Source organism: Chromobacterium sp. FG22 (assembly GCF_057809415.1).
In genome coordinates this window covers 1-20,586 of sequence record NZ_JBMDJX010000002.1, presented here as the reverse complement: position 1 = coordinate 20,586, position 20,586 = coordinate 1, and the positions used below count along the sequence as shown (strand labels likewise).

Annotated in this window: 23 protein-coding genes; 12 read left to right on the top strand and 11 right to left on the bottom strand. The window is 63.5% G+C overall.

Going from position 1 to position 20,586, the window contains the following annotated elements:
- Positions 1-6: 6 nt before the first annotated feature.
- The 9 genes from ACODSD_RS02120 to ACODSD_RS02080 all read right to left on the bottom strand — a co-directional run bounded on the left by ACODSD_RS02120 (position 7) and on the right by ACODSD_RS02080 (position 9,510).
- Entirely contained in the window at positions 7-270 is a 264-nt protein-coding gene (locus ACODSD_RS02120; RefSeq protein ID WP_235085766.1) for a hypothetical protein, read from the bottom strand.
- 39 nt (positions 271-309) lie between these two features.
- On the bottom strand, positions 310-1,578 hold the full coding sequence (locus ACODSD_RS02115; RefSeq protein ID WP_253314966.1) for an MFS transporter: 1,269 nt from the start codon (positions 1,576-1,578) through the stop codon (positions 310-312).
- 76 nt (positions 1,579-1,654) lie between these two features.
- Positions 1,655-2,389 carry a GntR family transcriptional regulator gene (locus ACODSD_RS02110; protein ID WP_199225953.1) on the bottom strand — a complete coding sequence of 245 codons (735 nt, stop codon included), beginning with the start codon at positions 2,387-2,389 and terminating at the stop codon, positions 1,655-1,657.
- 245 nt (positions 2,390-2,634) lie between these two features.
- Positions 2,635-4,656 carry a 2,4-dienoyl-CoA reductase FMN-binding domain-containing protein gene (locus ACODSD_RS02105; protein ID WP_488876689.1) on the bottom strand — a complete coding sequence of 674 codons (2,022 nt, stop codon included), beginning with the start codon at positions 4,654-4,656 and terminating at the stop codon, positions 2,635-2,637.
- A gap of 230 nt (positions 4,657-4,886) precedes the next feature.
- A complete protein-coding gene (locus tag ACODSD_RS02100) occupies positions 4,887-5,672 on the bottom strand; it encodes an outer membrane protein OmpK (RefSeq protein ID WP_488876688.1) in 786 nt (261 codons plus the stop codon).
- Positions 5,673-5,863: 191 nt separating this feature from the next.
- Positions 5,864-6,196, bottom strand: a complete 333-nt coding sequence (locus tag ACODSD_RS02095; protein ID WP_227105683.1) for an MGMT family protein — start codon at positions 6,194-6,196, stop codon at positions 5,864-5,866.
- 6 nt (positions 6,197-6,202) lie between these two features.
- Positions 6,203-6,853, bottom strand: coding sequence for an MBL fold metallo-hydrolase (locus tag ACODSD_RS02090; protein WP_107801176.1), 651 nt, complete (start codon positions 6,851-6,853; stop codon positions 6,203-6,205).
- A gap of 148 nt (positions 6,854-7,001) precedes the next feature.
- Positions 7,002-7,379, bottom strand: coding sequence for a DoxX family protein (locus ACODSD_RS02085; protein WP_488876687.1), 378 nt, complete (start codon positions 7,377-7,379; stop codon positions 7,002-7,004).
- A 148-nt stretch (positions 7,380-7,527) separates the two neighbouring features.
- Positions 7,528-9,510, bottom strand: a complete 1,983-nt coding sequence (locus tag ACODSD_RS02080) for a methyl-accepting chemotaxis protein (RefSeq protein ID WP_158274386.1) — start codon at positions 9,508-9,510, stop codon at positions 7,528-7,530.
- Positions 9,511-9,734: 224 nt separating this feature from the next.
- Between ACODSD_RS02080 and ACODSD_RS02075 the strand changes: the two genes are divergently transcribed.
- Positions 9,735-10,547 carry a nucleotidyltransferase domain-containing protein gene (locus ACODSD_RS02075; protein WP_488876686.1) on the top strand — a complete coding sequence of 271 codons (813 nt, stop codon included), beginning with the start codon at positions 9,735-9,737 and terminating at the stop codon, positions 10,545-10,547.
- Between the two features lie 372 nt (positions 10,548-10,919).
- Here ACODSD_RS02075 and ACODSD_RS02070 read toward each other — a convergent pair whose 3' ends face one another.
- Positions 10,920-11,369 carry a hypothetical protein gene (locus ACODSD_RS02070; protein WP_488876685.1) on the bottom strand — a complete coding sequence of 150 codons (450 nt, stop codon included), beginning with the start codon at positions 11,367-11,369 and terminating at the stop codon, positions 10,920-10,922.
- 391 nt (positions 11,370-11,760) lie between these two features.
- On the opposite strand from ACODSD_RS02070, the gene ACODSD_RS02065 reads away from it, so the two are divergent.
- The 11 genes from ACODSD_RS02065 to ACODSD_RS02015 all read left to right on the top strand — a co-directional run bounded on the left by ACODSD_RS02065 (position 11,761) and on the right by ACODSD_RS02015 (position 19,899).
- Positions 11,761-12,144 (top strand): GPW/gp25 family protein, encoded by a 384-nt coding sequence (locus ACODSD_RS02065; protein ID WP_107801567.1) that lies wholly within the window; start codon positions 11,761-11,763, stop codon positions 12,142-12,144.
- The gene (locus tag ACODSD_RS02060) at positions 12,141-12,872 is read left to right on the top strand and encodes a phage tail protein I (protein ID WP_199225979.1); all 732 of its coding nucleotides are present in this window, start codon (positions 12,141-12,143) and stop codon (positions 12,870-12,872) included. The genes ACODSD_RS02065 and ACODSD_RS02060 overlap by 4 nt, the downstream gene beginning before the upstream one ends.
- 30 nt (positions 12,873-12,902) lie before the next feature.
- Entirely contained in the window at positions 12,903-14,324 is a 1,422-nt protein-coding gene (locus ACODSD_RS02055; protein ID WP_488876684.1) for a phage tail protein, read from the top strand.
- On the top strand, positions 14,321-14,893 hold the full coding sequence (locus ACODSD_RS02050; RefSeq protein WP_146176778.1) for a hypothetical protein: 573 nt from the start codon (positions 14,321-14,323) through the stop codon (positions 14,891-14,893). The genes ACODSD_RS02055 and ACODSD_RS02050 overlap by 4 nt, the downstream gene beginning before the upstream one ends.
- 109 nt (positions 14,894-15,002) lie before the next feature.
- Positions 15,003-16,148: a baseplate assembly protein gene (locus ACODSD_RS02045; RefSeq protein WP_107801561.1), complete on the top strand. Its 1,146-nt coding sequence runs from the start codon at positions 15,003-15,005 to the stop codon at positions 16,146-16,148.
- Positions 16,141-16,797 carry a phage tail protein I gene (locus tag ACODSD_RS02040; RefSeq protein ID WP_488876683.1) on the top strand — a complete coding sequence of 219 codons (657 nt, stop codon included), beginning with the start codon at positions 16,141-16,143 and terminating at the stop codon, positions 16,795-16,797. Before ACODSD_RS02045 ends, ACODSD_RS02040 begins: the two co-directional genes overlap by 8 nt.
- Positions 16,794-17,480 (top strand): phage tail-collar fiber domain-containing protein, encoded by a 687-nt coding sequence (locus ACODSD_RS02035; RefSeq protein WP_488876682.1) that lies wholly within the window; start codon positions 16,794-16,796, stop codon positions 17,478-17,480. Before ACODSD_RS02040 ends, ACODSD_RS02035 begins: the two co-directional genes overlap by 4 nt.
- A gap of 201 nt (positions 17,481-17,681) precedes the next feature.
- A complete protein-coding gene (locus tag ACODSD_RS02030) occupies positions 17,682-18,482 on the top strand; it encodes a hypothetical protein (protein WP_488876681.1) in 801 nt (266 codons plus the stop codon).
- A 14-nt stretch (positions 18,483-18,496) separates the two neighbouring features.
- Positions 18,497-18,769 carry a hypothetical protein gene (locus tag ACODSD_RS02025; RefSeq protein WP_488876680.1) on the top strand — a complete coding sequence of 91 codons (273 nt, stop codon included), beginning with the start codon at positions 18,497-18,499 and terminating at the stop codon, positions 18,767-18,769.
- A 252-nt stretch (positions 18,770-19,021) separates the two neighbouring features.
- Positions 19,022-19,660, top strand: coding sequence for a hypothetical protein (locus ACODSD_RS02020; protein ID WP_488876679.1), 639 nt, complete (start codon positions 19,022-19,024; stop codon positions 19,658-19,660).
- Between the two features lie 2 nt (positions 19,661-19,662).
- Entirely contained in the window at positions 19,663-19,899 is a 237-nt protein-coding gene (locus tag ACODSD_RS02015) for a tail fiber assembly protein (protein ID WP_488876678.1), read from the top strand.
- A gap of 67 nt (positions 19,900-19,966) precedes the next feature.
- Here ACODSD_RS02015 and ACODSD_RS02010 read toward each other — a convergent pair.
- A partial coding sequence (locus ACODSD_RS02010) for a TolC family protein (RefSeq protein WP_488876677.1) occupies positions 19,967-20,586 on the bottom strand: 620 nt, incomplete at its 5' end.

The window sequence follows — 20,586 nt, the reverse complement described above, 5'->3', positions numbered from 1 at the left end:
CCGGGTTCAGCCGCAGGCCTGACAGGCGCCGCCGCGCACGGCGCCCAGGTCCAGCGCCGCGTCGATGTCGGCGGCGTCCAGCACTTGATGCCGGATGCTGTGGGACAAGAGGGCGAGCAGGTAGTCGCGCCGGAAAATCGGCGAGCCCTCCCATTCGCTGCCGGCCGTGCCCAGGATGATGGGCGAGGTGATGATGACCCGCTCGCCCTGGATGGTGTCCAGGGCGAACTCGTCATCGGTGATCTGGTTGGCGATTTCGTCTAATGCCATGGTGACCTCACAATTTCGATGAAATGGCGCGTCCGCCGTTCAGGCCGAGGCGCGGGCGTCGCGGGCTTCCGGTCCGCGCGGGTCCGGCAGCGAGTCGTTCAGCGGCTTGCCCTTGGTTTCCGGCAGGCAGAACACGGCCAGCGCGACGATGGCGTAAGCCATCGCGGCGCTGACGCCGATGGAGGCGCCCAGGGTCCAGCTGTCGCTCAGATAGCCGACCAGCAAGGGAAAGCCGGCGGACAGGATGCGGCCGAAGTTGTAGCAAAAGCCCACGCCGGCGCCGCGCATGCCGCTGGGGTAGAGCTCGTTGAACAGCGCGCCCAGGCTGGAGGGAATGCCGGCGGCGAAGAAGCCCAGCGGAAAGCCCAGGAACAGCATCAGCGGATTGCTCAGCGGCGCGAACACGTAGATCAGCACCGTGGCCACGCAACAGACGGAGAACAGCAGCAGGTTGAGGCGGCGGCCGATGCGGTCCAGCAGGTAGGCGCTGGCCATGCAGCCGCACCAGAAGGCGACGATGATCACCGCCAGATAGCCGCTGGTGCCGAGAATGGACAAGTGGCGCTCGGTCTTGAGGAACATCGGCAGCCAGGTCATCAGCGCGGCGTAGCCGCCGTGCGCGCCGACGCCGATCAAGGAGCCGATCAGGGTCATGCGCAGCACGTCGGGTTTGAAGATGTCCAGCAGCGGCACCGCGGGCGCGGCCTGGCGTTCGCGGCGTGGCGGTTCCGGAATGTGGCGGCGGATATAGATGATGAAAAAGGCCGGCAAGATGCCGATGCCGAACATCACGCGCCAGGCGATTTCCGCCGGGAACAGCAGGAAGATCGCCGAGTACAGCAGCACCGACGCGCCCCAGCCCACCGCCCAGGCGCTTTGCACCGAGGCCATCGCCTTGCCGCGGTGTTCCGGCCGGATGATCTCCGCCATCAGGACCGCGCCGGCGGCCCACTCGCCGCCGAAGCCGAAGCCTTGTAGCGCCTTGAACACCAGCAACTGCTCATAGCTTTGGGCGAAGCCGGACAGCAGGGTGAACAGCGAGAACCAGACGATGGTGATTTGCAGCGCCAGCACCCGGCCGACGCGGTCCGACACCGCGCCCATGATCCAGCCGCCCAGCGCCGAGGCCACCAGGGTCACGCTGCCTATCATCCCGGCTTCCGCCTTGCTCAGGCTGAAGGCGGCGATCAGCGCCGGGATGGCCAGGCTGAACATCTGCACGTCCAGCGCGTCCAGCGCCCAGCCGCCGAAACAGCCCCAGAAGGTCTTGCGTTCGCCCGGCGAAACCTGCTTATACCAATGCAACATGATGCTGCCCTTTATGGTTCTTGCTTGTTGTCGATGCGTCGCCGCGCGCCGCTGCCACGGCGCGGGCAGCGCGGAATCAGCGGATGTCCGCCTGATAGCGGAATTTATCGGCGCGGCCGCGCACGCTGCGCCATTCCAGCGGGCTGCCGTCATAGGCCTTGGCCAGCCGCTCCAGCACGATGGCCGGGGTGCCGGGCGCGAGTTGCAGCAGTTCCGCGTGCGGCGAGGCGATGGCTTCCGCGGTCAGGATTTCACGCGCGGAGGCCACCACCTGATGACAGCAATCCTCGTACAGCGGATAGAGCAGGTCGCCGAAACTGGGTAGCGGAATGGCCAGCAGCGCCTGGAAACGCGTCGCCGGCAGCCAGATGGACTCGGCCAGCAAGGGCTCGCGGTCCAGATAGCGCAAGCGGGTCAGGTGAATGGCCTGTGCGCCCGGCGATAGCTGCAGGCTGTCGGCGATGGCCGGCGGCGGCGTCAATTGCTCGCGGTGCAGGATTTTCGCTTCCGGGATGCGGTAATTGCCCGCCGCGTCGTGAAAGCGGAAAAAGCGCAGCAGCGAGGATTGGAAGTTGGCCGGTTTGATGAAGGTGCCCTTGCCTTGGCGGCGTTCCACCATCTCGTCGGCCACCAATTGATCCACCGCCTTGCGGATGGTGCCGATGGAGGTATGGAAGCGTCCCACCAGCTCCGCCTCGGTGGGAATCGCTTCGCCGGGTTTCCATACCCGGTTGGCGATGTCGCGCGCCAAAGCGTCGCGCACTTGCTGGTACAGAGGCAGGCGGAGGTCCGCCTGACGCATGTCGGTCATATGGTCATATATATGAATTAATTCGATGGCCGCAACGATGACAAATTAATGAACGTCAAACAAGAGCTAAAACGTTTTATCAGGGCCGATCTGTACTAAAGGACGGTGTTTTGCGCGAGGACGCGCGGGCGGGAACGGCGGGGGCAGCGTACAGGCCCGGCGGAGCCGGGCCTGAGGGCCTGCTTAGGACAGTCCGGCGGCCATGTCTTTACGGCATGGCCGGCCGGCGAGAGGGCGGGCGGAAATCAGATGCGGGCGGCCAGGCGCGAGCCTTGATCGATCGCCCGTTTGGCGTCCAGTTCGGCCGCCACGTCGGCGCCGCCGATCAAATGCACGCTCTTGCCGGCGGCCTGCAGGGGCGCCTGCAGCTCGCGCAGCGGATCCTGGCCGGCGCAGATGATCACATTGTCCACCGGCAGCAGCTGAGCCTCGCCTTTGACCGTGATGTGCAGGCCGGCGTCGTCTATCTTGTCGTAGCTGACGCCGGACAGCATGCGCACCCGCTTCATCTGCAGGCTGGCGCGGTGAATCCAGCCCGTGGTCTTGCCCAGGCTTTCGCCCACCTTGCTGGTTTTGCGCTGCAAGAGATAGACCTCGCGCGGGCTGGGGTGCGGCTGCGGGCCTTGCGGACTGAGGCCGCCCGGATGCTCCACCGTCATGTCCACGCCCCATTCGCGCATGAAGGCGGCGGTGTCCAGCGAGCTGGACTTGCCTTCGTGGGTCAGGAATTCCGCGGTGTCGAAGCCGATGCCGCCGGCGCCGATGATGGCGACGCGCTTGCCCACCGCCTTGCCGTGCTTGAGCACGTCCAGGTAGTTGAGCACCTTGGGATGGTCCACGCCGGGAATCTCCGGCGTGCGCGGCGCGATGCCGGTGGCCAGCACCACTTCGTCGAAGCCGGCCAGGTCCGCCGCGGCCACTCGAGTGTTCAGCCGCTGCTCCACCCCGGTTTGTTCCAGCTTGCGCTTGAAGTAGCGCAGGGTTTCGTAGAACTCCTCCTTGCCGGGAATGCGCTTGGCCACGTTGAACTGGCCGCCGATTTCCGCCGCGGCGTCGAACAAGGTCACTTGATGGCCGCGCTCCGCCGCCACCGTGGCGAAGGCCAGGCCGGCCGGGCCGGCGCCGACCACGGCCAGCTTCTTCGCCTGGGCGGTTTTTTCGTAGTTCAGTTCGGTCTCGCGGCAGGCGCGCGGATTGACCAGGCAGCTGGTCAGCTTGCCCTGGAAGATGTGGTCCAGACAGGCTTGGTTGCAGCCGATACAGGTGTTGATCTCGTCGCCGCGGCCGGCGGCGGCCTTGTTGACGAAGTCCGGATCGGCCAGGAAGGGGCGCGCCATGGACACCATGTCGGCGCAGCCGCCGGCCAGGATCTCTTCGGCCACTTCCGGGGTATTGATGCGGTTGGTGGTGATCAGCGGAATCTTCACCTTGCCCATCAGCTTCTTGGTGACCCAGGCGAAGCCGCCGCGCGGCACCATGGTGGCGATGGTGGGTACCCGCGCCTCGTGCCAGCCTATGCCGGTATTGATCAGCGTGGCGCCGGCCTTCTCGATCTCTCCGGCCAGATGCGCCACCTCGTCCCAGGAACTGCCGTCCTGCACCAGGTCCAGCATGGACAGCCGGTAGATGATGATGAAATCGCTGCCCACCGCGGCGCGCACCGCTTTCACGGTTTCAATGGCGAAGCGGATGCGGTTTTCAAAGCTTCCGCCCCAGTCGTCGCTGCGCTTATTGGTGGCGCGGGCGATGAACTGGTTGATCAGATAGCCTTCCGAGCCCATCACCTCCACGCCGTCGTAGCCGGCCTGCTGCGCCAGCCGCGCGCAGCGGGCGAAGTCGGCGATGGTTTGCCAGACGTCGGCGTCGGATAGCTCGCGCGGCTTGTAGAAGTTGATCGGCGCGATCAGCGGCGAGGCGGACACGCATTTTTCCTGGAAGCTGTAGCGGCCGGAGTGCAGGATTTGCAGCGCGATCTTGCCGCCGGCGGCGTGCACCGCGTCGGTGACCAGCTTGTGGTGCGGCACTTCGGCCTCGTCGGCCAGCATGGACGCGCCTTCGGCGACACAGCCCTCCGGATTGGGGCCGACGCCGCCGGTGACGATCAAGCCCACGCCGCCGCGGGCGCGCTCGGCGTAAAAGGCCGCCATTTTCTCAAAGCCTTGCGGGGCTTCTTCCAGGCCGGTGTGCATCGAGCCCATCAGCACGCGGTTTTTCAGCGTGGTGAAGCCCAGGTCCAGCGGGGCCAACAGGTGCGGGTATGCCGTCATGTTTTCGTCCTCGTGTAGATTTCTCGCGCAGATCATTGTGGCCGCGGCCGCCGTCCGGCGCCAGCGCGGCGGGCAAGTGTTTGATTGCTTGGGCTTGCCGGTGTTGGCGTTGAAGATACTTACTAGTAAGTAAGGTGTCAATCGGCCTTGAGGCCAAGCTTGCCGCGGGAGAAGGCCAATATAAAAAAAGCCACCGCGAAGGGTGGCTTTCATTTCCAGGCCGATAGGGCTTAGAAGTTGTATTTCAGCGAGTAGATGACGGCGTTTTCGTTGCCGGCCACGCCCAGCTTGTTGACGGCGTAGCGGTACTGCAGACCGGCGGTCATGGATTTGACCGGGGTCCACCACAGGCCGATGGCACCGTTCTGGCCGGTGCGGCGTTGAGTAGTACCAGTCGGATTGGCCAGGGTGGTGTATTCCTTGGCGCGGTCGAATTCGGTTTCGTGCCACTGGGTCACCGAGAACGGCTGGCCGAAGGCGGTGAAGTCGAAACCGGCGACATAACCGGCCATATAGCCGTTCATATTGGCGCCAACGCCTTGGGATTTCAGTTCCTGATGGAAGCCGAGGAAAGGCTTGAACCAGACTTTGCCGAAGCTCAGATCGGTACCCAGGCCCACTACGCGGTTCTGGTCAAAGAAATCGTTGCCGCGGGTGTCGTATACGTGGGTGTACAGCTTGACCGGCACGCCGCCGACTTCAGCCAGGTTGAAACGCGCAACTACCTTGGTGGTGTAGCGACGATCGCCTGCCGGCATTTCCTTGTCGTTGCGGTTCCAGTTCTCCAGATCGAAGAAGCCGTAAACATCGCCCCAGGAACGGCCGATGCCGCCTTCGGCTTCCAGGTATTGGAAGTTGCGCTTGGCGCCGAACGGGCCGGCTTGCGTGCGATCCAAGGTGCTCGGCGACCAGTTCAGCTGGTTGAAGCTGACATTGCCGAAGGAGTAATCACCGGCTTGCGCCAGGGTACAGCCGCCCACCAGAGCCAGGGCCAGCAGCAGATTGCGAGTTTTCATTGTTTCACCAGAATATTGTGCGTGTAGCGTGTAGTGCGCGCGGACAGACCTGTCGGCGCGGGCGCAGACTAGCTCAGAAATATTCGTTTGCAAAGTATTTACAATGCGCCTGTCGCATTTTTGTCATTTTATGTAAATGCGATGTATTTTGAGCTATAGATATTTGGCATGAAACATTAAATGTTGTGGAACTACAGTTTTTTGCTACAAAAATGCGCGTCCGGCCAGCCGTAACGCCTTAAATCCACTTTGCCGGCCGCGCTCAATTCCACCCCGTCTTCTTCCAGCAGCAAGCGCTGCCAGTCGGCCTGCTCGCTGCCCGGCCGCGAGATGCGCCCTCCGGCGCCCAGCACCCGAAACCAGGGCACGCTGAGGCCTTCCGGCAAATGGCTGAGCAAACGGCCGACGTGGCGCGAATGGCGCGGATAGCCGGCCTGTTCCGCCAAGGCGCCGTAAGTGGTGACCCGGCCCGGCGGCAGCGCCAGCAGCAGCGCGATCACCTTGCGTTCAAATTCGGGAGGCATCTCGGCTCAGCGGTAGCGAGGGTTGGCCACATAGGGGTTGCTGCGCTTTTCCTCGCCCAAGGTGGTCAAAGGGCCGTGGCCCGGCACCACCGTGGTGTCGTCCGGCAGCAGGAACAGCTTTTGCTGGATGGCGTCGATCAGTTGCTGGTGATTGCCCATTGGAAAGTCGGTGCGGCCGATCGAGCCCTGGAACAGCACGTCGCCGGCGATCAGCAGCCGCGCGCTTGGGCTGTGAAACACCACATGGCCGGGGGTGTGGCCGGGGCAATGGATCACGTTCAGGCTTTCCTCGCCCACGCTGACAGCGTCGCCTTCCTCCAGCCAGCGGTCCGGCGTCAGCGCCTCGCTGCGCGGAAAGCCGAACATATGGCCTTGCTGCGGCAACTGGTCCAGCCAGAAGCTTTCCGCGCGCTGCGGGCCTTCTATCTTGACGCCCAGTTGCTCGGCCAGGCGCGCGGCGCCGCCGGCGTGGTCGATATGGCCGTGGGTCAGCAGCAGTTTTTCCACCGTCAGGTTCTGGCGGGCGGTCCAGTCGGCGATGCGTTCGATATCGCCGCCGGCGTCCACCACCGCGGCGCGGCCGCTGGCGTCGCACCACAGGATGGAACAGTTCTGGGCAAACGGCGTGACCGGAATCACGTGGAAATGCAGGGACATGGCGCGCTCGATTCAATGCAATGCGGCATTGTGGCACGAGTCGGCGGGCAAGAGGAGGGCGGGCCGTCGCGGCCCGGGCCGGTGCAGAGCCTGTTCAACGTTCCTGCCTCACTCTCCCGCCGACGCGCGGCACATTTTGAGCAGGCTCTCAGTCCTTGCGGCCGTCCCAGGACAGCTTGCCCGCGCCGTGGGCGAACACCATCAGCAGGCCGCCGGCCATGGCCAGGTTCTTGGTCAGCTGGATCATTTGCTGGCTATTGCCCGGTTCCCAGTGGAAGAGCAGCGCCGAGGCGACCGAGAAACCGGCCAGCAGCAAGGCCACCCAGCGCGCTCGCACGCCCAGCGCCAAGGCCAGACCGCCGCCGATTTCCAAAGCGATCACCAGCGGCAGCAAGAAGCCGGGCACGCCCATCGCGGCCATATAACCCTGGGTGGCGGCGTAGCCGGCGCCGAGTTTGCCTATCCCGGCCAGGATGAAGACCTGAGCCAACAGCACGCGGGCAAGCAATGCGATCCATTTGTCCATCTTGCGTTCTCCTGCCGGCGCGCCGGCCTTGATTGATGACGCCGGCCGCGGAGGGCGGCCGGCCATGAACGGACTATACGGGCCGGGGCGGCGCGAAAAAAGCGCAAAAAACCGCAAGAGTCGATCAAAAAATCCGACCAAGCCGCGGCTACAGCTTGAATTTTCCAATCAGGGAATCCAGCTCCTCGCCCAGGCGCGCCAACAAAGTGGTGGCCTGCTGCGCCTGGCTGATGGATTCGTCGGTTTGCAGCAACATGCCGTGAATGTTTTCGATGTGGCGGGCGATTTCCTGGCTGGCGCTGGACTGTTCGGAGGTGGAGGCGGCGATGTCGCCCACGGATTCCACCACTTGCTGGGCGTGGCCGCTGATCTGCTGGATCGATTGCGCCGATTCCTCGGCCAGCTTCACCCCCTGGTCCACTTGGCGCAGCGCGCCGTCCATGCTGTCGGAGGCCTTGGTGGTGTCCTGCTGCATGGTCTGGATCACGCCGGAGATTTCCAGCGTGGCCTGAGCGGTGCGCTCGGCCAGCTTGCGCACTTCGTCCGCCACCACCGCGAAGCCGCGGCCCATCTCGCCGGCGCGCGCCGCCTCGATCGCCGCGTTCAGCGCCAAGAGATTGGTCTGGTCGGCGATGTCGCGGATCACCGACACGATGCCGCTGATCTGGTCCGAGCGTTGCTGCATGCCGCTCAGCACCTCGGCCAGCTCGCGCACCGTCTGCGAAATGCGGCCGATCTCGCGCACGGTGGCGTCGACATTGGCCGAAGCCTCGCTGGACAGCGTATCGGCCTCGCGCGCGCGCTGCTCAGCCACGCGAGCCGATTCCGCAATGTGGCTGACGCTGACCGACAACTGCTCCACGCTGGCGGCGGTGGCGTTGGCGGCCTCGGACTGGCGCGCCGAGCTGCCGCGGATCTGATCCACGTCGCCGGACAACTGGCGCACCGAACCCAGCACATCGCCGGCGTGGCGGCGCACGTCCAGCATCATTGTGCGCAGCGAGCCGGTGAAGGTATTGAAGGCGCCGGCGGCCAGGCCGATCTCGTCGCGGCTGGCGATGGGCAGCGCCCGGGTCAGATCGCCGCTGCCGGAGGCCAGCTCGCTCATCGCCGATTGCAGCCGGCCCAGCGGGCGCAGCAACTGGCTGAGCGTGGCGCCCAGCAGCAACAGGATCAGCGCCAGAATGCCCAGGCTGATCAAGGCCGACTGCCAGCTGGCCGCGCGCACCGGCGCGAACGCCTCGCTCAATGGGATGGAAATGCGCACCGCCCACGGCATGCCGGCCTCGCCCACGGTGATGGGCATGATGAAGTGGCGGAAGCCGTCGTCGCTGTCGTACTCCGCCGGCTGGCCGCCCTTGATCGCCGTCTTGGCCGCCGCCGGCAGACCGGCGTCCGCCTTGCCGTTGAGCGCCGGGTCGCGGCCGGCCAGCTGCACGCCGCTATTGGAATACAAACTCATGAAGCCGCTCTGATAAGGCTTGACCTTGGCGGCCAGCTCCTGCAAATGACCGAGCGCGATATCGCAGCCGGCCACGCCCAAGACCTTGCCGTTGCTCGACAGGGGAAAGGAAATGGTGCCCATCAGGATCTTGATGTCGGGATCGACGTAAGGCTCGGTCAGCATCGGCTTGCCGGTCTTGCGCGGCTCGGTGTAGTAGGCGCTGTCGTCCACGCCCTCGCCGCCCCACACCACGTCGATCTTGCCGCTCTTGCGATACCAGTACACGCCGCTGCGGCCGGTCTTGTCGTTGTGCTCCTTGCCGGCCAGCTCCGCGTCGCGGCCGTCCAGCGCGTTGGGCTCCCAGATCGCCCAATAGCCGACCGCGTCCGGATTATTGGGCAACTGGCCTTTGACGATGTCGGATATCAGCTGGCGGGCGTTGGGCGGCAGATTGTGCTTGACCGCCACCGCGGACTCGGCCACCACCTGGGCCGAATCGTAAGTCTTGCCCAGCAAGCGTTGCACCTGGCCGGCCTCGCTTTCGGCCAACAGCTTGGCGTTGTCCAGCACCGCCTTCTCCGCGCTCTGATAACTGGCGTAGATATTGACGCCGGCCAGCACGCAAAAACCGATCAGGATCAGCAGGCCGGAACTGGCCAGAATCTTGCCCTTGATGGTGGTGATCATGGTTGTCCCCATCGCTTCATATGTGTTCTTCCCCAAAAGCCGTTGCGAGCGGACGCCGGTTCCCGGCCCGGTTATTATGGTGTGGGCCCGCCGGCGGCATCGGTTTCCAACGGCATGCCGCCATTTGTATTAAATAGCTTAAATGGGGTAAAGGGAAATTTTGCAATCGGCGGGACGGCGCGCCATCTTCCGGCGCGCCGCGGCGAGACAGGGAGAATCGAAGCATGTCGATGGAAGCATGCACCCGCCCGGACCATGCCGAGCGCCCGGCGGAGGCCGCGCGGCGGCTGGTGCTGGCGCGCTTGGAACAAGTGGAAGCGAGCCACGGCGTGCGCATCCTTTACGCGGCCGAAGGCGGCAGCCGCTGCTGGGGTTACGCCGCGCCGGACAGCGATTACGATGTGCGCTTCGTCTACCTGCATCCGGAAGCGTGGTACGAGACCGGCGACCGGCGCGACGTGATCGAACTGCCGCTGGCCGACGGGCTGGACATCAGCGGCTGGGAGCTGCGCAAGGCGCTGCGGCTGAGCCTGGGCGGCAACGCCGCGCTGCTGGAGTGGCTGGCCTCGCCGCAGGTCTACCGCCAGCACCCGGCGGCCTGCCGGGTCTTGCGGGATCTGGGGCCGGAGCACTTCGCCGGCGAGGCGGCCTATTGGCATTATCTGTCCGTGGCGCGTAAGAACTACCGCGGCCGCAAGCTCGAGCAACAACTGCGACTGAAAAAATACCTGTACGTGCTGCGGCCCTTGCTGGCGGCGCAATGGGTGAAGACGCGGCGCGGCATGCCGCCGCTGGCGCTGGCGGAATTGGTCGCTGGGACTTTGGACGATGTCCGGCTGCGCGATGAGCTGGCCGGCCTGCTGGCCTTGAAAACCGCCGGCGGCGCGCCGGAGTACGGCCCGGCCACGCCGGGCCTGCAAGACTATATCGATGGGGCCATGCGGGATTACGAGGCCGCGGCGCGCCCGAGCCGCTACAGCGACTGGGCGCGGGCGGACGCATTGCTGGAGCAAGTACGCCTGGCCTGCGGCGCTTGAACAGGCGGAGGCCCCGGTTTCAATGGCCTGTGTCTGAGAACCTGTTCTAAGTCTCGCGAGCAAGAGCGAGCCAAGGCGAAAACGAGCGAAAAAGCGGAATGTACAAGTGGTACATGAGCATTTTGAGCTCGTTTTTAACGCTGTATCGCCGAAGCGCAGCAGACTTTGAACAGGTTCTGACGGCGCCATCCGTCCGACAAACCTCCTGCCCTAGGGTGGGCGGAGCCCGGCGATGCCTACGCGGAAACGCGATGGGACCGATGCTTGGATCTTGGCGGCGGGGTTTGGTGGGTATCGCCTACGGCTCCACTCACCCTACAAGACCGTTCACTGTAGGGTGGGTGGAGCGCGGGGATACCCACCGCAAGGCGCTTAGCTGTTTCGCAGGCGGATGCGGCGGAAGCGCGCTTCCAGGCTGAAGCGCTGTCCCAGCGCCAGGTAAATCTGGTGTTGGCTATCGACATGGCGGTAGACCCGGACCCGGTCGGCGCCCAGCAGCATCATGATTTCCAGATAGTTGAAAAAGCCCATCCACTGGCCGCGTCCGGCGCGGTCGTCAAAATCGATGTCGCGCGCCACGCGGCTGAGCAGGCCTTTGCCGACGTATTCCCGGTTGTCCTTCAGCCATTGCAATAGGTGAGCCGCGCATTCGCGGCCATAGGCGTGGTCGGCGAGGAGATCTTTGCTGGGCGTAGGCATTTGCCAGTAATGCGGGTAGGTGCGGCCAGGGCAGAAGCGGACGAAGGGGAGCAGGGCTTCCTGTTGTCCCAGAGCGTTCAGTTTGTAGCGGCGGCGCGGGGGAAGGTTTTGAGGCTGTTGCATGGTGTTTCTCCTGCTGTGACACAAGATAAACCACCTGCCGGGGAAGACTGAAGTATTGGGCAGGCGCGAAGCAGGATTGGCGTACCGGAAACGATAAAACCGGCGAGTGCATAGCACTCTCCCACCACGAGCCTGCCCTTTAGGGCGCTGCTATGGTGTGCGCGGCGGTAGGATCACCGCCGCTTTTTTTATCGTTTAACGGGACGCCAATCCCGTGTGCCGCATGTGGGCGGCAACGGGGGGATTGTTGCCGACCGGGTGCGGAGGGTCAAGGCATGGAGGCAAGGCTTGCGCCGGATGCGGCGGCCTCCGCGAAATTGTCCTTGTAATTCAATTGTTTCCCTAACCGGCTTTAAAAGCCCCGCGGCGGGCCTTGCGGCATCATGTCGCTATGACCCGCATATCCGACATCTCCTCCTTGCACTGGCAGCCGGCCTTGCAGGCCCGCGATCAGGCATCCCCCGCTGACATCGTCGAAAACCTCGACGACATCCATCAGGCCTTGCGCATCATCTTGGGCACGCCCAAGGGCAGCGATCCGCTGCGGCCGGAGTTTGGCAGCGATTTGTTCCGTTACCTGGACTACCCGGTGGATCGGGCCCGGCCGCATGTGGTGCGCGAGGCGGTTGAGGCGATCAGCCACCCCTTGTACGGCGAACCGCGCGTCGCCGTGGCGCGAGTGTTCTACAGCGTGGGCGGCAACGGCGACGCGCGGCTCAGCGTGCAATGGCGGCTGGCCGACGGCGTGATCCGCGAAACCGAGTTGCGGCTATGAGCGCGGCGGCTACGGGCAGCGGAACCGTGCCCAATATGTTGGCCAAGGACGAACGCTTCGGCCAACTGGCGCAGCTCACCACCCGCTTGGGCGACGCCGATCTGAGCACCTTGCTGGTCTATCTGGTGGATCAGGTGGACGCCGGCTGGCTGCCGGCGCTGGCCGAGCAATTCCATGTCGCCGGCGACGAGGGCTGGCGGCTGAGCCAGGGCGAGCGCCAGCGGCGCGAGCTGATCAAACAGTCCATCCACCTGCACCGCAGCAAGGGCACGCGCTGGTCCTTGCAACAGGTGCTGGCCACGCTGGCCTTGTCCGGCCAGATCAGCGAATGGTTCGAATACGGCGGCAAGCCTTATCACTTCAAAATCCAAATCGACCTGGCCGCCCGCGGCATAGACGCCGCCACGCTGGCGGCGCTGGAGGCGATGATCAACGAGTACAAGAACGCCCGCTCGGTGCTGGAGCGGCTGGCGCTGGTGTTGAGCAACCGCAGCGCCGTTCCGGTGCTGGCCTTGGCCACCCAGGCCGGCGAACTGGCCACCGTGCTGCCGTTCCAGCCGGTGTCGCTGGAGCAGCGCGCCAGCTTGAACGCCGCGCTGGCGTTAGACAGCGTGGAGACCGCTACTGTCTATCCGTTTCAGACGACGGCGCTGCGGCAGCAGGCGCCGGTGACGCTGGGCCTGGCGCACGCCAGCGTCGAGACGGTCACGCTTTATCCCGCAGCATGAGACCCCTTGAATCTTTTCCAGGAGCAATCGATGGCCAATGAGTTTTTCACGCTTCTCACCGCCAGCGGCAAGGCCAAGCTGGCGGCGGCGCAAGCCAACGGCGCGCCGCTGCAGATCAGCCAGATGGCGGTGGGCGATGGCGACAACGGCGGGTATTACACGCCCAGCGAGAGCCAGACCGCGCTCAAGCACGAAACCTGGCGCGGCGCGCTCAACCACCTGGCGGTGGACCCGAACAACCCCAACTGGGTGGTGGCGGAGGCGGTGCTGCCGGATACGGTGGGCGGTTTTTACATCCGCGAGGTGGGCCTGTTCGACAGTCGCGGCGATCTGATCGCCGTCGGCAAATTTCCCGAGAGTTACAAGCCGCTGCTGGCGGCCGGCTCCAACAAGCAGCTCTATGTGCGGATGATTCTGGAAGTGTCCAACACCGCGGCGGTCACCCTGCTGGTGGACCCCAGCGTGGTGCTGGCCACGCGTTCCGCGGTGGAGCAGCGCATCGCCGAGGAGTTGGCGAAGCGGGACTTGCCCCTGACCGCTTTGCCGCTGCCCTGCGTGGCGACGGCGGACAACCGGATGGCGGTGACCGCGGCAGCGGTGGCGGGCCAGGGCGGCACGGTGTCGGTGCCGGCCGGCATCGCCATCAGCCTGGGGCAGGACACTCAATCCGGCGCCGGCAAAGCGGGAACCTTCATCACCAGCGCCTGGACCAGCCCGGTATTGGCGCCCGGCAGCGAGTACTTCCTGCGCGCCCAAATCGTGTCCGGCGTCTTGACTTGCTATGTGCAGAAAGGGGCGTTGACGGACGCGGCGCCGGCGTCCTTGAAGGGGGCCGCCAATGGCGCGGCGGGAGGCGGTTTTTTCTCCACGGCCTTGGATATCTGTTTGGCCAGGGTGATCACCGGCGCGGCCGGCAGCGCGCCCGTTGTGCAAAAAGTGATCAATCGCGGCGCAAGCAGCTGGTCCGCGACGATGAATGGCTCCGGCACCGTCTATCTGCCGTTCGATCCCTTCATCAAAACCGGGCGGATCACCGCGTCGACGATCACGCCGCATCCGACGCAAATTTCGCAAATTAGCCATGGCAGCGGGGGCTGGACGGGCGCCGCCTATTGGTTGGGCTGCCCTACCGGCACCGGCGGCGGTACGGCGAACATGTCCAGTTACTCGAACTGGACGGGCCCCGCCGCCGTGCTCATCACGTCCAATAACGTGGTGGGCGATATGGTGGTGTCCACCTGCACCGGCATGTTCGAGCACATCGCCGGCAAGTCGATGTGGCAGGTCTTGCAGATGGAGCATCAAATCGGCGACGCCACGGGCGCAAACGGCGATGAGCATTTGATGGGGGAGGGCACCAAGAACCTGTTGCCCGCCGATTACGACAACGGCTTGGCCATCAGTTACAGCAACTGCGTCAATGCCTTGCTGACTTGGGAGGTGGTGCGATGAGAATGGTGGAAAACCTGCTGTCTTACGATGGCGAGCTGCGTCCGGCCCAGCCTTCCGACAATCATGTGTGGACCGGTGCGGAATGGCGATTTGACGCCGCCTTGCAAGCCGAGCGGCTGGAGCAGCATAAATTGGCGCAGTGCGCGCGCCTGGACGCCGAGGCGGACGCGATTGCCAACTGGCATGCGATTTCGCCGCCGCGTCTGGCCGAATACCAGCGCGCCGCCGCCGAGGCGCAGGCGTTCAAGGACGCCGCTTACAAGGGCGAGGCGCCGCCGGCGGTGCGCTCCTGGGCCGAAGCCAAGAGTTGGGACGGCCAGCAGGCGGCGGACAGCATCCTGGTCAAGGCGGCCGCCTGCGAACAGGCGCTGTACGCGATCCGCGACGCGCGGCTGAAGGGCAAGGAGGCGGTGCGTCAGGCCGCGGACGAGACGGCGGCGCGCGCGGCGACCGACGAGGCCGTGTCCCGGCTGCAGCAGCTGGCCGCCGGCGATTTCGCCGCCGCCTTGCCGGAAGCCGAAGCCGGTCGCGCCGGCAGTCTGTTCAAGTTCTTTTCCAAACGGCTTTAAAAGCCGGCCGGGGGCATGATGGCGGATCATTTCGCCATCCGCTTCCTCTCCGGCGCCCCGCGGCGGCCGCGCCTGGCCGCCGTCGCTCCCCATTCAAGGACGTTCTTCCATGACCCCAGACTTGCCCAAGTTCATTGATGACGATCCGCATCTCGTCACCGCCGAGCTGATCGACGCCTACCAGAAGATGAGCGGCAAGACGCTCTATCCCGGCCAGGTGGAGCGTTTGCTGATCGATTTGATCGCCTATCGCGAAAGCGTGGTTCGCGCCGCCTTCAACGACGCCGGCCGTCAAAACCTGGTGGCCTTCGCTCGCGCGCCCATGCTGGACTACCTGGGCGAATTGGTCGGCGTCAGCCGCTTGCCGGCCCAGCACGCGCGCTGCACGGTGCGCATCGCCTTCTCCCAGCCGCTGGCGCTGGCGCAGCTGATTCCGGCGCAGACCCTGGTGGCCGGCGGCGGCGTGCAGTTCCAAACGCTGGCCAGCCAGATTGCGCCCGCCGGCAGCAGCAGCGTCGACGTGCCGGTCAGCGCGGTGGAGGCCGGCGCCGCCGGCAACGGCTTTGTGCCGGGCCAGATCAACGCTCTGGTGGATGAACTGGACGTGGACGCCAGCGTGGTCAATATCGATACCAGCGCTGGCGGCGCCGACGCCGAGGACGACGAGCGTTTGCGCGCGCGCATTAGGCTGGCGCCGGAGTCGTTCAGCGTGGCCGGCAGCGCCGCCTCCTATCGTCACCACGCGCTGCGCGCGCATCAGGACATCGCCGACGTGGCGGTGATCAGCGCCAGCCTGCAACAGCAGAACGGCGAATTGCAAAGCGCCAATCAGGTGCCGCCCGGCGTGGTGCGGCTATACCCGCTGACCAAGACCGGCATGCCGCCGGACAGCCTGCTCAGCGTGGTGGCCGCCGCCTGCAGCGCCGACCGGGTGCGGCCGCTGACCGATCTGGTGGAGGTCTTGCCGCCGGAGGATTACGGCTACCGGGTGCGCGCGCGGCTGACGCCGTATCGCGATGTCGATCCCAAAACCGTGCAGCAGCAGGCGCAGGCCGCCGTCGGCGCTTTCGTGCAGGCGCAGGCGGAGCGCTTGGGCCGCGACATCGTGCCGTCGCAGCTGATCGCCACGCTGTCGGTGTCCGGCGTTTACCAAGTGACTTTGCTGGAGCCGGCCGCCACCCAGGTGGTGCCGCCGCAGGGCTGGTCGCACTGCACCGGCATTCAGCTGGAAATGACCGGAGGCCAGGATGGCTGATGTGACCCCCAATCTGCTGGCGCGCGACGCGCGCTTCGGCCCGCTGGCCCGGCTTAGCGAACGCTTGGGCGACATCGATCCAGGCGGCTTGCTGGTCTATCTGGTGGACGCGGCCAAGCCGGAGTTGTTGCCCCTGTTGGCCGAGCAATTCCATATCGACGGCGACGAAGGCTGGCTGCTGACCCAGAGCGAGCGGCAGCGCCGCGATCTGATCAAGCAGAGCATAGAACTGCACCGACACAAGGGCACGCCCTGGGCGCTGCGCGAAGTGTTCCGCATCCTCGGCGTGACGGTGGAACTGGAGGAGTGGTGGCAGCGCCAGCCGCCGGCCGCGCCCTATACCTTCGAATTGACCGCCTGGGCCAACGACAATCTGTTGCCCGGCCAGGCCTTGTTGAATCCCGAGCTTTACCGCCGGCTGCGGCGCATGGTGGAGCTCGCCAAGCCGGCGCGCAGCACTTATCGCTTCAAGCTGGGCGCGCGCTTCAACGGCCGCTTGGGCCTGGCTTCGGCCGCTCAGGCGCGCGCCTTGATCCGCCGCAGCGCCGAGACGGCTCCGATGCGGCTGGCGCCGCAGCAGCCGCTGGCCCTTTCATCCGCCGCGCAGATCTATAGCGTGGTCCACGTCACCATGGAGGCATCGTTGTGAGCACCCCCTTAGCACCTCTTATCACCGCCGCCGGCCTGGCCGCGATCTGGCGCGCCAGCAATGACGGCGTGTCCGCGCAGATCACTCACATCGCCTTGGGCGACGGCGCTTACGCGCCTGCGCAGGGCCAGACCAAATTGCGCGGCGAACAGGCGCGCTACCCTATCGCCGGCGGCGAACGGCTGGGCAATACCCAGATCCATCTGACCGCCATCGCCGACGACGACAAGGCGTTTTGGGTGCGCGAGATCGGCTTCATCCTGGCGGACGGCACTTTGCTGGCGGTCTGGTCGGACCCGAAGGCGGCGCTGGCCTATAAGGCCGCCGATGTGCAATTGCTGCTGGCCTATGACCTGGCCTTGAACGCGCTGCCGCCGGACAGCGTGACCATCCAGTCCAGCGGCGCCGGCCTCAATTTGAGTCTGGCCAGCGAGTTGGCGGCTTTGGCCGCCGCTCAGATCAGCGAGGCCACCCGCGGTTTGGAGCGCGACGATCGCATCCGCGCGCAGGAAGGGCGTTTGCAGGCGCTGGAGCCGCAAGTGGCCACCTTGCAAAACCGCAGCCAAGCGTTGGAACTGGAACATGCCGCCGATAAACGCGCTGGCCTGGAACTGGCCACTGCCAACGCGGCGGCCATCGTCAGCATGCAGCATCTGTTTGTGAAGCAACGTTTGGGAGCATGAGTGCCGGGGCTGCGTCGCAGCCCCATTCCTCCTCTGGCCGATGCGGCCATTTCCGTAGTAATCCCCAGTTTCCCGCGCCGGTTCCGGCACTTCCTCATTTCTATTTTTCTGTTTTTCTGTTTCCGGGCTAAGGCCTTGGAACGCGTTGTCTTGAATGGTCGTTAAGGCCATGTATTGCGGTAAGACTTTAAGGAGAGCGTCATGAGTTTGGAGAGCAATATCGCCGAGTTGGTGAAGTCGGCTAATGGTTTGACCGATGCCGTCCATGGAAAGATCGGCGAAATCGATCAGAAAGTCGGTCAGAAAATTACCGAGCTGAGTAATTGGAAAACCGGCCATTGGAATGAGCATCCGGCCATCGCCGTGAATTTCAACGCCAAGATGACAGCAGTGGGGGGGGAGGGGGACAAGAAATTGCCGCTAGCCTTGGGTGTTCACGCCGGGGGAGACTTCTGGGGTAAGTTCGATGCGGCCTTGATTCCGGTGACTCCGGGGGAAGAGCCTGCATCCCGTTCGTCCATCGTTCGCGAATTATTGCAGTATATGAAGAGTGATGACCGGCACTTTTCCGCTAATTTTAATATTCTGAAATTGACTGTGAAAAAAATTAGTGATGGGTTTGGTCCTTATATTTTCAACATACCCTATCAGCATGTCAAGATGGGCGCTTTTACTAGTGTGGCGCTATACCACAAGGTGATTGGGCAGGGCGATTGGAATTGGATGGACAATAGTAAAAAAGGAGTTTGGAATCAGGTTACCCATCATTTTCTGTCGGCTCATGCAGGCGCTTACACCCATGTTGATATCGGGTTGTCCAATGCTCAGGTAGGCGATCAACTCTATCTGGCGCTGCCGCAAGTCATTCCCGGGGTATGGAATCCCGAGCTTCGTTTACCACAGCTCTACAATATTTTTGATCCGGTGATGGACGTGGTTGGCAGTGGCACAGTCAGCGGTCTAGGTGGTGTGTTTTCCAATATCAATTCCAGTAATCGCTAAACAAGGAGCAGGATATGAACGTAGCAATGAAACCTTATTCCGATGTACAGGATGATATTGGTTTGATCGTGACGGATAAAGGCCTGGAACGACCCGTAGTGGTATGGGCTCGCGATACTTGTGCCGCTTATATCCATCGTCATTACCCCGTGCATGTGCAGCTGAATGTGTTGCGAACCGGCTCGGAAGATGAGCGCAAGAAGATGAGTGTCTTCATCGACGCCTGTCGGACCTGGAGTAATCAGACCTCTGCTACTAGCGCCGAACTGGAAAAAATCAAGCCGTGATATCGAGCCTGTGTACAGCGCATGGTGTACCGGGCTGAGTAAATAGCTTGGTTGAATTAGAATAAGCCGTGTTTCCATACTGTGGAACACGGTTTTCGCCTTTTTTGCTAAAGCGGCTTAAAAGCCGTGGCTTTCCGTAAGTGACACAATGTCTCCATGTCAGCGCTGAAGCCGTTCACGCCGAAAGGACGGTGAACGAACACATGGTTGAATTTAATTCAATCCACCTGTGATGAACTATTGGAGAGCATGATGAGCTTGGAAAGCAATATCGCGGAACTGGTAAAAGCGTCGAACGCGCTAACAGGTACGGTGAACGGCAAGATCGCCGACATTGACCGGCGCGTCGATGTCAAGGTTCAGCAAATGGAAGATTGGCGAAATGGTGCGCGGCAAGAGTTTGCAAGTATTGCAACTCAGACGATTGCAGTGGGAGGGGTGGCAGATCACTGGTATCCAGTTGTAATCAGTCTGCCAAGCCGCAAGGCAATGGATATATTTGTCGCGCGCTATACTCATGAAGATAGTGATAAATACGAAAAATTTAATGGGGCGATGTTTCTACACCTGTGTGGCGTCAATGGTGAGTGGGGGGGCGTTCCTCCTTTATTGTATCCTCAGGCATACTCTTATAAAGCCGGGTTATTCGAAAAATTGCCTCCTGTTGCTGATTTCGGAATTACGGCGTATGGCATGAAGGCTGTTGTCTGGCTGTTGGGGGCGCGTCATTATAATGTGACGACTTCCGTGCCTGCGATCATTGAAGTGTTTAGCCAAGAGATAGGAAATGTCGTGTATGACCACCCTAGTCCCCAATATGTAATAAAGCTGGATGCTCTCCAAGGAGTGTCTGGGGCTATGGTCGTTAACGGTTATCTGCGAGGTGCGTGAAAATGGAACAGAATCAATTGGATCAAGTTGTAATTCAGCATATTGAACAGGGTTTATTGATGGATTTGCGTATGCGGCGCACTACGCTGTTGCGTGAGAGTGATTGGACGCAAATGCAGGATGCGGCACTGAGCTCTGAGCAAAAGGCTGCATGGCAAGCATATCGTCAAAAGTTGAGAGATCTGCCAGGAGCTATTACAGATATCCAGCGTGTTACTTGGCCGGTGCGGCCGGCCTGAGCTTAGCGAGACAGATAGGTAACAAAAAAACCCCGCCAAGGCGGGGTTTGTCTTTGCACGTTGCGGATCAGGACTTGGCCGGGGCTTCCCAGCCGCCGCCCAACGCCTTGTACAGGCCCACCACGGCATTCAGTTGGTCCAGCTTGGCGCTGACCAGGCCCAGCTCTGCCTGGAAGCTGTTGCGTTGCGCGTCCAGCACGTCCAGATAGCTGGCGTAGCCGTTGTCGTAGCGCAGATTGGCCAGGCGCAGCGATTTGTTCAAGGCCTGGAACTGCGTGGTCTGCGCCGCCTGGATCTCCCGCGCCGCGCCGTAGCCGGACAGCGCGTCCAGCGCGTCCTTGAACGCGCTTTGCACCGTCTTCTGATACTGCGCCAGCGCCTGCTTCTGCCGCGCGCTGGCCGCGTCCACCGCGTAGCCGGTTTGGCCGAAGTTGAACACCGGCGCCGCCAGATTGCCGACAAAGCTCCAGGTCCGCGTCGGGCCGGTGAACAGGGTGTCCAGCGACAGGCTTTGCGAACCCAGCGCCCCGCTCAGGCTGATGCTGGGGAAGTAGGCCGCGCGCGCCACGCCGATGCGGGCGTTGGCGGCGACCAGCTGCTGCTCGCTGGCGGCGATGTCCGGCCGACGCTCCAGCAGGCTGGAGGATAGGCCGGCCGGCACTTCCGGCGGGGCGGACAGCGCGTCCA

What these genes read in the sequence shown, in the direction of transcription:
- ACODSD_RS02120 (WP_235085766.1), bottom strand. Translation starts at nt 270, where the DNA reads ATGGCATTAGACGAAATCGCCAACCAGATCACCGATGACGAGTTCGCC.
- ACODSD_RS02115 (WP_253314966.1), bottom strand. Translation starts at nt 1,578, where the DNA reads ATGTTGCATTGGTATAAGCAGGTTTCGCCGGGCGAACGCAAGACCTTC.
- ACODSD_RS02110 (WP_199225953.1), bottom strand. Translation starts at nt 2,389, where the DNA reads ATGACCGACATGCGTCAGGCGGACCTCCGCCTGCCTCTGTACCAGCAA.
- ACODSD_RS02105 (WP_488876689.1), bottom strand. Translation starts at nt 4,656, where the DNA reads ATGACGGCATACCCGCACCTGTTGGCCCCGCTGGACCTGGGCTTCACC.
- ACODSD_RS02100 (WP_488876688.1), bottom strand. Translation starts at nt 5,672, where the DNA reads ATGAAAACTCGCAATCTGCTGCTGGCCCTGGCTCTGGTGGGCGGCTGT.
- ACODSD_RS02095 (WP_227105683.1), bottom strand. Translation starts at nt 6,196, where the DNA reads ATGCCTCCCGAATTTGAACGCAAGGTGATCGCGCTGCTGCTGGCGCTG.
- ACODSD_RS02090 (WP_107801176.1), bottom strand. Translation starts at nt 6,853, where the DNA reads ATGTCCCTGCATTTCCACGTGATTCCGGTCACGCCGTTTGCCCAGAAC.
- ACODSD_RS02085 (WP_488876687.1), bottom strand. Translation starts at nt 7,379, where the DNA reads ATGGACAAATGGATCGCATTGCTTGCCCGCGTGCTGTTGGCTCAGGTC.
- ACODSD_RS02080 (WP_158274386.1), bottom strand. Translation starts at nt 9,510, where the DNA reads ATGATCACCACCATCAAGGGCAAGATTCTGGCCAGTTCCGGCCTGCTG.
- ACODSD_RS02075 (WP_488876686.1), top strand. Translation starts at nt 9,735, where the DNA reads ATGTCGATGGAAGCATGCACCCGCCCGGACCATGCCGAGCGCCCGGCG.
- ACODSD_RS02070 (WP_488876685.1), bottom strand. Translation starts at nt 11,369, where the DNA reads ATGCAACAGCCTCAAAACCTTCCCCCGCGCCGCCGCTACAAACTGAAC.
- ACODSD_RS02065 (WP_107801567.1), top strand. Translation starts at nt 11,761, where the DNA reads ATGACCCGCATATCCGACATCTCCTCCTTGCACTGGCAGCCGGCCTTG.
- ACODSD_RS02060 (WP_199225979.1), top strand. Translation starts at nt 12,141, where the DNA reads ATGAGCGCGGCGGCTACGGGCAGCGGAACCGTGCCCAATATGTTGGCC.
- ACODSD_RS02055 (WP_488876684.1), top strand. Translation starts at nt 12,903, where the DNA reads ATGGCCAATGAGTTTTTCACGCTTCTCACCGCCAGCGGCAAGGCCAAG.
- ACODSD_RS02050 (WP_146176778.1), top strand. Translation starts at nt 14,321, where the DNA reads ATGAGAATGGTGGAAAACCTGCTGTCTTACGATGGCGAGCTGCGTCCG.
- ACODSD_RS02045 (WP_107801561.1), top strand. Translation starts at nt 15,003, where the DNA reads ATGACCCCAGACTTGCCCAAGTTCATTGATGACGATCCGCATCTCGTC.
- ACODSD_RS02040 (WP_488876683.1), top strand. Translation starts at nt 16,141, where the DNA reads ATGGCTGATGTGACCCCCAATCTGCTGGCGCGCGACGCGCGCTTCGGC.
- ACODSD_RS02030 (WP_488876681.1), top strand. Translation starts at nt 17,682, where the DNA reads ATGAGTTTGGAGAGCAATATCGCCGAGTTGGTGAAGTCGGCTAATGGT.
- ACODSD_RS02025 (WP_488876680.1), top strand. Translation starts at nt 18,497, where the DNA reads ATGAACGTAGCAATGAAACCTTATTCCGATGTACAGGATGATATTGGT.
- ACODSD_RS02020 (WP_488876679.1), top strand. Translation starts at nt 19,022, where the DNA reads ATGAGCTTGGAAAGCAATATCGCGGAACTGGTAAAAGCGTCGAACGCG.
- ACODSD_RS02015 (WP_488876678.1), top strand. Translation starts at nt 19,663, where the DNA reads ATGGAACAGAATCAATTGGATCAAGTTGTAATTCAGCATATTGAACAG.